The following is a 3115-nucleotide window of genomic DNA, read 5'->3' on the forward strand; positions in this document are numbered from 1 at the left end:
GTGCTGGCCCCCGCCACCGCTGCGCCCGCCGCACCGGTGGCCGCAGCCCCGGCCGAGGCGCCCGCCGCGCCGGCCGGCCACACCGTCAAGTCGCCGATGGTCGGCACCTTCTACGGCGCCGCCAGCCCGGGCGCCAAGCCCTTCGTCGAAGTGGGCAGCACCATCAAGGAAGGCGAGCCGATCTGCATCATCGAGGCGATGAAGATCATGAACGAGATCGAGGCCGACAAGTCCGGCACCGTCACGAAGATCCTGTGCGCCAACGGCCAGCCGGTCGAGTTCGGCCAGCCCTTGTTCATCATCGAATAAGGCTGTCCGCATGTTCAAGAAGATCCTGATCGCCAATCGAGGCGAGATCGCGTTGCGCATCCAGCGGGCCTGCCGCGAGATGGGCATCAAGTCGGTCGTCGTCTATTCCGAGGCCGACCGCGACGCCAAGTACGTGAAGCTGGCCGACGAGGCGGTGTGCATCGGCCCGGCCCAGTCGGCGCAGAGCTACCTCAACATGCCGGCCATCATCTCGACCGCCGAGGTGACCGATGCCGAGGCCATCCACCCCGGCTACGGCTTCCTGTCGGAGAACGCCGATTTCGCCGAGCGCGTCGAGCAGAGCGGCTTCGTCTTCATCGGCCCGACGCCCGATGCGATCCGCACGATGGGCGACAAGGTGTCGGCCAAGCAGTCGATGATCAAGGCCGGCGTGCCCTGCGTGCCGGGCTCCGAGGGCGCGCTGCCCGACGACCCGAAGGAGATCATCAAGACCGGCCGCGCGGTCGGCTACCCGGTGATCATCAAGGCGGCCGGCGGCGGCGGCGGGCGCGGCATGCGCGTCGTGCACACCGAGGCGGCGCTGATCCATGCGGTGCAGACCACGCGCGCGGAGGCCGGCGCGGCCTTCGGCAACTCTGCCGTCTACATGGAGAAGTTCCTCGAGAACCCGCGTCACATCGAGATCCAGGTGCTGGCCGACGAGCACAAGAACGCCGTCTGGCTGGGCGAGCGCGACTGCTCGATGCAGCGCCGCCACCAGAAGATCATCGAAGAGGCGCCGGCGCCGGGCATCCCGCGCCGCGTCATCGAGAAGATCGGCGACCGCTGCGCCGCCGCCTGCAAGCGCATCGGCTACCGCGGCGCCGGCACCTTCGAGTTCCTGTACGAGAACGGCGAGTTCTATTTCATCGAGATGAACACCCGCGTGCAGGTGGAGCACCCGGTGACCGAGCTGGTGACCGGCATCGACATCGTGCAGATGCAGATCCGCGTGGCCGCCGGCGAGAAGCTGCCGTTCCAGCAGCGCCAGATCCAGATGCGCGGGCATGCGATCGAGTGCCGCGTCAACGCCGAGGACCCGTACAAGTTCACGCCGTCGCCGGGCCGCATCACGACCTGGCATGCGCCGGGCGGGCCGGGCGTGCGCGTCGACTCGCATGCGTACACGAACTACTTCGTGCCGCCGAACTACGACTCGATGATCGGCAAGATCATCACGCACGGCGACACCCGCGACCAGGCGCTTGCGCGCATGCGCATCGCGCTGTCGGAGACGGTGGTCGAGGGCATCCTGACCAACATCCCGCTGCACCGCGAGCTGATGGCCGACGCCAAGTTCATCGAGGGGGGCACCAGCATCCATTACCTCGAAGGCTGGATGTCGCAACACAAGCGATGAGCCGTTGATGTTCGAACTGCTGTTGCTGGTCCCCGAAGACCTGGTCGAGCCCGTCAGCGATGCGCTGATGGACGAGTTGCAGGCCTTGTCGGTCTCGGTCGAGGATGCCGATGCCGACACCGATGCCGAGCACGCGCTGTTCGGCGAGCCGGGCATGCCGGCGCCGCGCGGCGGCTGGCAGCGCTCGGTCGTGAAGGCGCTGTTCGCCGAGGAAGACGCCGCCACCGAGGCCGGCGCGCTGCTGCTCGCGCAGGACTGGGCGGGCGGCGTGCAGCTGCAGGCGCTGCAGAAGGTCGAGGAACAGGACTGGGTGCGCCTGACGCAATCGCAGTTCGCGCCGGTGCCGGTCACCGACACGTTCTGGATCGTGCCGACCTGGCACGAGCCGCCGGCGCAGGCGCGCACCGTGATCCGGCTCGACCCGGGCCTCGCGTTCGGCACCGGCACGCACCCGACGACGCGCATGTGCCTGCGCTGGATCGCGACGCAGGCCCCCGCGCGCGCGGCCGGCTGGCAGCGCGTGCTCGACTACGGCTGCGGCTCCGGCATCCTCGCGATCGGCGCGGCGCTGCATGGCGGGCGCGGCATCGATGCCGTCGACATCGACCCGGCCGCCGTCGAATCGACGCGCGCCAATGCCGACGCCAACGGCGTCACGCTCGACGCCGGCCTGCCGGATGCGGCGCATGGCGAGTACCCGCTGGTGCTCGCGAACATCCTCGCGTCGCCGCTGAAGCTGCTGGCCCCGCTGCTGTGCGGCCACGTGGCCGCGGGCGGCGACCTGGTGCTGGCCGGCATCCTCGAGCGCCAGGCCGACGAGCTGAAGGCCGCCTATGCGCCCTGGTGCACGCTGGACGTGAGCGACCAGGAAGAAGGCTGGATCCTGATGACGGCGCGGAAGAAGGCCATGGSATGATTTCGCCATGAGCCTGGCCACTCGTTGCACTGCCTGCGGTACCGTCTTCCGGGTCGTCCAGGACCAGCTCAAGGTCTCCGAAGGCTGGGTCCGCTGCGGGCGCTGCGACGAGGTCTTCAACGCGCTCGAGGGCCTGTTCGACCTGGAGCGCGACTCCCCGCCGGAGTGGCGTCCCCCGACCCCGCCCCCGCCCACCCCGATCGCCGCCGCACCGGTCGCCGCCCCCCAGGCCACGCCGTCGTTCCAGCCGCTGCCCGAGCCGCCGGACGATGACGACATCTTCCAGCTGAGCGAAGACGACCGCATCCACTCGCGCTTCTTCCACCCCGAGCAGGCCGACGTCGCGCAGACGCCGGCGCAGGGCGTGGCGCAGCGCGACCGGGTCGATTTCTCCGACGCGCAGTTCAACATGGACTTGCTGGAGAGCGAGATCAACGGCGGCGCCCCCCCGCCGGCGCCGCCCCGCAAATCCAAGCCGGTGGCCAAGCCGGCCGCGAAGCAGGCGACCAAGCCGGCCGCCAAGCCCGCCG

General features: G+C 69.8%; 4 protein-coding genes. All 4 read left to right on the forward strand.

The window, feature by feature from the left end; genetic code table 11:
- The coding region (gene accB, locus AC1D01_RS27415; RefSeq protein WP_477872015.1) for an acetyl-CoA carboxylase biotin carboxyl carrier protein at positions 1 to 309 on the forward strand (309 nt) is incomplete at its 5' end.
- Between the two features lie 10 nt (positions 310 to 319).
- On the forward strand, positions 320 to 1669 hold the full coding sequence (accC, locus tag AC1D01_RS27420; protein WP_477872017.1) for an acetyl-CoA carboxylase biotin carboxylase subunit: 1350 nt from the start codon (positions 320 to 322) through the stop codon (positions 1667 to 1669).
- Between the two features lie 7 nt (positions 1670 to 1676).
- A complete protein-coding gene (gene prmA, locus AC1D01_RS27425) occupies positions 1677 to 2585 on the forward strand; it encodes a 50S ribosomal protein L11 methyltransferase (RefSeq protein WP_477872019.1) in 909 nt (302 codons plus the stop codon).
- Between the two features lie 7 nt (positions 2586 to 2592).
- On the forward strand, positions 2593 to 3115 hold a 523-nt coding region (locus tag AC1D01_RS27430; RefSeq protein ID WP_477872021.1), incomplete at its 3' end, for a zinc-ribbon domain-containing protein.

It is taken from the genome of Rhizobacter sp. P3_B12 (assembly GCF_056402895.1).

Bases quoted from the DNA above. Each gene is read 5' to 3' on its own strand.
- accC (WP_477872017.1), top strand. From the start codon at position 320: ATGTTCAAGAAGATCCTGATCGCCAATCGAGGCGAGATCGCGTTGCGC.